The 6,320-nt window shown below is 46.9% G+C and carries 5 protein-coding genes and 1 pseudogene; 3 read left to right on the top strand and 3 right to left on the bottom strand.

Annotated elements, in window-relative coordinates; genetic code table 11:
• From RMO35_RS17405 to RMO35_RS17395, 3 genes are all read right to left on the bottom strand, one after another.
• Positions 1-1,245, bottom strand: a 1,245-nt coding sequence (locus RMO35_RS17405) for an MFS transporter (protein ID WP_309742580.1), incomplete at its 3' end; no start/stop codon positions are given.
• 209 nt (positions 1,246-1,454) lie between these two features.
• A complete protein-coding gene (locus RMO35_RS17400) occupies positions 1,455-1,679 on the bottom strand; it encodes a hypothetical protein (RefSeq protein ID WP_309742579.1) in 225 nt (74 codons plus the stop codon).
• 421 nt (positions 1,680-2,100) lie between these two features.
• A complete protein-coding gene (locus tag RMO35_RS17395) occupies positions 2,101-3,111 on the bottom strand; it encodes a spherulation-specific family 4 protein (RefSeq protein ID WP_309742577.1) in 1,011 nt (336 codons plus the stop codon).
• A 454-nt stretch (positions 3,112-3,565) separates the two neighbouring features.
• Between RMO35_RS17395 and RMO35_RS17390 the strand changes: the two are divergent.
• From RMO35_RS17390 to RMO35_RS17380, 3 genes and pseudogenes are all read left to right on the top strand, one after another.
• Positions 3,566-3,796, top strand: a pseudogene (locus RMO35_RS17390) (type III glutamate--ammonia ligase); the annotation flags it as partial.
• Positions 3,797-3,908: 112 nt separating this feature from the next.
• On the top strand, positions 3,909-5,171 hold the full coding sequence (locus tag RMO35_RS17385; RefSeq protein WP_309742573.1) for an ABC transporter ATP-binding protein: 1,263 nt from the start codon (positions 3,909-3,911) through the stop codon (positions 5,169-5,171).
• Between the two features lie 192 nt (positions 5,172-5,363).
• The coding region (locus RMO35_RS17380) for an isochorismatase (protein ID WP_309742572.1) at positions 5,364-6,320 on the top strand (957 nt) is incomplete at its 3' end.

The raw sequence follows: 6,320 nt of genomic DNA, 5'->3' as shown, positions 1-6,320 counted from the left end.
CAAGGAACCACTAATCCCACCCATCGCGGCGATAATGCCAAAATACTGGGCTTGATGATGCTCGTGAGCGATTTCGATCTGGAGATTATTTAAGCACAGATCGATCGCGGCACTAGCACCACCATTGAGAATAAATAGCAGCGGTAAACCCACCCACAACGAGAGTGAATCTGTGCCGATTCCCAGCCACAACACGGGTAACAATGCCATGACTAGTCCCATGCCAATCAGCGGAATCTGGGTGCCAATTCGATCGCTCCAGCGACCAAAGGGAATGAGTAAAGCCAGATTAGCCGCCGATGTCAAGCTATTGTAGAGCGTTACCCAGCTCACATCGATCGCGAGATCTTGAAGCAGGTACAGGTTAAAAAATGGCGCGCTGAGATTGAGCGAAAACATCCAAGCACTAAAACAGATCGTAAATCCCAAAAAGTAGCGATCTTGCAGGATCGTCTCGATCGCGTCGGAGATCTGTGGTGCGGCAAATTCAGCCTCTGGAGCCACTGAAGTTGCATTTTCCTCAAAGTTCTCAGGATTGGCGACAGCCAGCCTTGGCGGACTAACATCGACCATTTGCCATTGATACACCATGCTGACAAACCCAGCGATTATCGCTACTCCTATCGCGATCTCGTAGGCTTCAATTTCACCTCGGGGATAGTTAGCAACCCAGAAACCTGCCAGCGCCACCGCGATGAGACTAGTCAGATTAGAGACAGTATTGCGAATGCTAAAGTAGCGACCGCGCAATTTACTCGGGACTAGCGCTGCCATCCAACTCAACCAGGTGGCGCTCCCCAACCCGCCGAGGAGGTGGCTCACGGCGACTACCACCATCGTCCAGATGACCATCGTGCGATCGTCGAGCAGATGCCGAGTATATAAGCTAATCCCCAGCGCCAGTAATACCCACGCAAATCGGGCGGGGATATTGACACTCGAACAGTAATTGCGCCGACTGTTCGATCGAGCGCCCCACCAGGCTCCCAGCGGTTGGACGACATTGGCTAACATCGGAATGGCGGCTAAAATACCGACTTCAAATGAATTTGCCCGCAAATCGACCAGGAAATTGCTCAGCAACACGCCGCTGGTGAGGTTAGAATAAATAGCGGCAAATACCCCATCGATCGAAGACGCAATTAAGCTTCGGCGAATCTCAGGAGTGGGAATCCGGGCGATCTCAATGGATGTTTTGGTCTCTAATTTGATGGGCGGATCGTCGATCGGATTTAGACCTACCACAAGTTACCTCGATAGCGTTCGGGTGGGGCAAAGAGTATAGAGCAATGTTTGGAGTTTAACGCGCTATTTGCCTGTAATCGTTCTATCGATCGGATGACACTATGGCGATCTTCGCGATCGCTGCAACTGCTCGGTACTTGGGGGCTAGTCTCGATCGAGTGGGTTTCATACCAATATTTTGTAGCTCAAAGAAGTACCTGAGATCGCCACTAGGCATCGATGCCATCTCCTCCGGTGACATCCCATAACTTGCTTTCAGCTTGATATTCAGGATCTCCGGCTAATTCTGTATAGGCATCAGCCAGCTCTTGTAGCAACTTGTTCTTTTTGGCTTGGGACAGTATTTCATTGATAAATTGGCTGCGATTTTGGCTCGACCGATCTACAAATTCCAGGACATCTTCATCGAGAGTAATGCTGACTTTCGCACTCATAACTAAATCTTACTTAAGTAGGTAGATGCAATTATTTATAAGATAGATTATGTCTGGAACCTAGCTGGTGGGCAGCGATTCGCGCCCTGGAGGTTTCCTCCAGATCGAGCGAATCAAGACAGTGCCCACCCTACACGATATCTTATATTTAATTACGCCCAGCTACTTACTAGTAGGATAATAATATCCTAGTTTATTACGGCATTCATTAGTGGTAGTGGTGCTGTAGGGGATATGTTGAGTAAGTAAATCGTCAACAGTAGTCGATCGATAATAGCTGAAACATAGATGGTGGGCAGCGGTTCGCGCTCTGGAGGTTCCCTTCAGATTGAGCGAAACAAGACAGTGCCCACCCTACTGGCTATCCACTATCCACTATCCACTAAAATACTAGTAGCTTTGTGTCGCTCCAAGATGTGAATTAACCTTTTGCACGAGATCGCTTGCGATGACGGATCGCCAAGATCAGTCCAACGCCAACTAGCGGAATCGGCCAAGCATCGGGTTCGGGTACTTGCTGGGCAACTGACTGACCTCGATTGATACTATTTATGATACTCAATTCGCTGGCAAAATAAGTTGGCAATCGATCGTAAGGATTGCCATTATTTACATTGACACCCTCGTCAGTTACAAAGATATACCCCACATTACGACTCACCGCAGTGTCAATTATGCTTCGTAAACTCGATTCCGGAGTTTCTAAAACAAAATTTCCAAAAGTCGATGCCGGAAAACTACTGACGTACCCGCTCGGAAGGTTGGCAGCATAATTTGCGGCAATATCTTCATAAGTAATCAGGGTGTCCGCCCCGCCACTGTTGCCTTGACGCAGAAAATCGATCGGTGCATTGCTGCCAGGATTGCCAAATACAGTCCAATTTGGGTCGATGCCCTTAATCCCATCGTAGATTTGAGTATAAAAATCTGTCACCTGGGTAGGGGTGATACCGGGATTCGTACCTGCCTGAATCCCAAATTCATCCACAAAAATGCCACTGATGATATTGGGATACAATGTCCGATAATCTTGGGCACAGCCAACAACAGCCTGAGCGGTTCTCGCCTGACATGATGCGTCTGGGTTAATTGATTGCCCTACATATCCAGATGGTATATAACCGATGAGCGTGCCGCCAGCATTAGAAAAATCTGTGTAAACTTGTTGATAATAAGCTGTATCAGCAGCGGTACCAGCTCCGGTATTTGGATTGACGATCGCGACAATCGGCAATTGGTTATTTGCTTTTTGAGCTTGTTGAGCGGTAATTAACGTATTCCAATCAGCAGTACCATTAGGAGTAGTAGCGGGTGGTAGACCAGTCGGAGATGGAGCAAAATAGGCTGGGACGACCAATTGGACTGCATTAGCAGGCAACTGCAACAGTCCAAATAGCAAAGCCAAGTTCGCTAGTGCGGTAATTTTTTTCATTGTTTTAAATAGGCTTTAACAATTACAACTCAAGCTGACAATTTCGATCTAACTATTTACGAACGAGTAAAATATATGGCACCACTGAAAATTACTCATAGCTGTTTTTAATGTTTAGCTATGGGCAAAACATTAATGTTTGAAATAACTTGTAATAGCTTTAATTGCAAATATAGCTACCAAAGAACTACTCTTAGTTTCTTGTAGGTAGTCAGTGAAGGCAACCGCAAAAATACTGAAATGGCGAAAATACCCCGACGCGCTAAAAATGGATTTTTATGTTCTAAATGCTTGCTATGTCTAGCTTTTAGCAAATTCACTAGATGGCGATCGCAATGGCTGAGGCGATCGTCACAGATTTGTAGTTCGATCGAGTATTTCGGTTCGTGGCGATCGAATTCGATCGAAACTTTCGCTTATCGTAGAACTTTGGCATCATTCATCGCTCTCGAATATGACTGTACTGCTATCTGACATTGCACGCGATCGCGGCATCCGTTATGTTCTGATTTCCTTTACGGATCTATTTGGCACTCAACGCGCCAAAATGGTGCCAGCACAGGCGATCGATCGAATGCCAGTGGCGGGAGCGGGTTTTGCAGGTTTTGTTGCTTGGTTGGACATGACACCTGCGGATCTGGATATTTTGGCGATGCCCAACGTCAGTCAGACGATCCAATTACCGTAGCAGCCAGATGTCGATTGGTTGCCCGCTGCTCGACAACGAGCAATTCTACAAGCAATTTGCGATAGTGTGGGAAGATAAAGACGGATAGTGTAATTGACAGCAAGCTACCGTGGCAAAAGTTACTCTAGAAAATATTCACAAAAGCTATACTCCTACCGCTCCCAAGGATAAAAGCAAAGCCCAGCCTTCAGATCTCCCCGCGCCAGAAAGTGTGCTGCGCCGGATAAATTTGACTGTAAATAACGGTGAATTTATGGTGCTAGTGGGAGCCTCTGGCTGTGGGAAAAGTACCCTCCTGCGGCTGATTGCTGGCTTGGAGACGATTACGGCTGGCACGATTAGAATTGGCGAAACATTGGTGAATGAGTTGCCGCCCAAGGAACGGGATATTGCGATGGTGTTCCAGAGTTACGCGCTCTATCCGCACATGCGAGTATATGACAATATCGCCTTTGGCTTGCGGCGCAGTCAATCATTTCATACCCCCAGTTTAGTAAAACAACCCAAAGGTTTATCTCCAGAAATTGAGAACTTCCTGGTTGAAATTACGCGTGGATTTCCGCGTGGTTTACGTTACGTTTCCGACCGCGAAAAAATCATCTCGAAAAAAGTGCGCCAAGTTGCTCAAATGCTCCAGATTGAGGGTTTACTAAATCGATTTCCCAAGCAACTTTCGGGCGGACAAAAACAACGGGTAGCACTCGGTCGCGCGATCGCTCGCGACGCACAGGTATTTTTAATGGATGAACCATTATCCAATCTCGATGCCAAATTACGCGCGGAAACTCGCACCCAAATCGTCAAATTGCAACGTCAATTAGGCACGACAACGATCTATGTCACCCACGATCAAACCGAGGCGATGACTATGGGCGATCGAATCGCCGTGATGAATCAGGGACAAATTCAACAAGTTGCCACCCCGTTAGAAATATACAACCACCCTGCCAATATTTTTGTTGCCCAATTTATCGGTTCGCCACCGATGAATTTGATTCCAGCCCAAGTCAAATTACCACTCTCGATCGGGAATAATCAATTTCGGGTTACACTTCCTGAAGCATGGGAATCACAACTAAATAATGCTTTTAGTCGATCGTTATTACTCGGCATTCGTCCCGAACATCTCACGTTAGGATTACCTGCAACCAAGAATTTACACGGCATAGTCGAGACAGTTGAGGCATTAGGTAATGATACTTATATTGCTGTCAAACTTCAAGATTTGGAACCAGCCGATCTCATCGTACAGGTGCGAGTTTCACCCGATAAAGTAGTTGCGGTGGGTGAAGAGGTGTGGCTATCAGTCGCGATCGATAAAATTCATCTGTTCGATCGTGAGACTAGCTTAGCATTACAGGTGGGAAATTAAATCTAGCCCCTTGGTGCGTTACGCTACGCGATAGCGGCTCGCAGCCGGGAGGTTTCCTCCCGGATTATGCGAGACAAGACAACACACCCTACGATGCTTCAAAAGCTGGCAGGATATCCGCGATCGTGCAGGTTGTCACATATGGTAATAATTACTATAATTAATTGTAAGTTAATTTTATTATTACTATATATGACCCAACTACCTATCCCTCAACACTTCCAACCCGATCGCGTCGGGGAGATCTGGCGCGTGCCCTATCAGGAGCGATCGAGTGCCGCTAAATCCTGGGCACAACAGCATCAATTAATCCCTGTATCTCAGACTGACAGCAATGTTAGGTTGTTAATCATCGACGTTCAAAACACATTCTGTTTACCGGACTTCGAGCTATTTGTCGGCGGTCGTAGCGGACGGGGGGCGATCGAGGATAATGTCAGATTGTGTGAATTTATCTATCGTAATTTAGGTAAAATCGACCAAATTATCGCCACGATGGATACCCATCATTTGCATCAGATTTTCCATCCGATTTTTTGGCTCGACGAGCATGGCGCACACCCCACGCCAGCAGTGACGACAATTACCCCCGCCGATGTCAGCTCCGGCAAATGGCGTGCCAATCCAGCCTTTAGCACCGAGCCGCCAGAGCAGCTTCAATCATATGCACTGCATTACGTCCAGCAGTTGAGCGATGGTGGCAAATATCCACTCTTAATTTGGCCGTATCATGCCATGTTAGGCGGTATCGGTCATGCGTTGGTACCTGCGGTAGAGGAAGCGATCTTTTTTCATGGGATTGCCCGCACGAGTCAAGCCATGTTCTCGATTAAAGGCGATCGTACTTTAACAGAAAATTATTCGGCTTTGGCTCCAGAGGTTTTTAAAAATCAATTGGGCGAAACAATTGCCAGCAAGAACGATAGCTTAATCGAGTTTTTATTAACCGCCGATAAGTTAATTATTGCCGGACAAGCGCAAAGTCATTGTGTCGCTTGGACGGTTAACGATCTATTGACTGAAATTCAGGCGATCGATCCTCAATTAGCCCGGAAGGTGTATTTACTCGCTGACTGTACTTCGCCTGTGGTAATTCCGGGGGTGGCAGACTATACAGCCCAAGCTGAGGCTGCTTATCAGCGGTTTGCA

The sequence above is a fragment of the Chamaesiphon sp. OTE_20_metabat_361 genome (assembly GCF_031364565.1).
The sequence above is the reverse complement of the archived record's forward strand: the minus strand, read 5'-3'. Positions and strand labels throughout refer to the sequence as shown.

Bases quoted from the DNA above. Each gene is read 5' to 3' on its own strand.
- RMO35_RS17395 (WP_309742577.1), bottom strand. From the start codon at position 3,111: ATGAAAAAAATTACCGCACTAGCGAACTTGGCTTTGCTATTTGGACTG.
- RMO35_RS17400 (WP_309742579.1), bottom strand. From the start codon at position 1,679: ATGAGTGCGAAAGTCAGCATTACTCTCGATGAAGATGTCCTGGAATTT.